General features: G+C 45.2%; 1 protein-coding gene. It reads left to right on the forward strand.

Going from position 1 to position 303, the window contains the following annotated elements; translation table 11 throughout:
- The coding region (locus WFN33_RS20275; RefSeq protein WP_336954836.1) for an Ig-like domain-containing protein at positions 1–303 on the forward strand (303 nt) is incomplete at both ends.

Consider the following 303-nt stretch of genomic DNA (forward strand, 5'->3'; position numbering starts at 1 on the left):
AGATGTTGCTGGCAATGAATCTGAACCTACTCAAGCAACAGCTGATGATACGACTGCGCCAACTGCTCCAACAGCTGATGTTGTTAATGATGGAACGCAAGTAACAGGTACAGCAGAACCAGGTTCAACAGTGACAGTTAAAGACCAAGGCGGCAACGTATTGGGTACAGCGGTTACCGATGAAAATGGCAACTATACAGTAGATCTAACCACACCATTAACCAATGGTGAAGTGGTCGATGTGACTGCAAAAGATGTTGCTGGCAATGAATCTGAACCTACTCAAGCAACAGCTGATGATAC

Origin of the sequence: Acinetobacter sp. AS167 (assembly GCF_037152175.1) — a bacterium.
Classification (GTDB): Bacteria; Pseudomonadota; Gammaproteobacteria; order Pseudomonadales; family Moraxellaceae; genus Acinetobacter.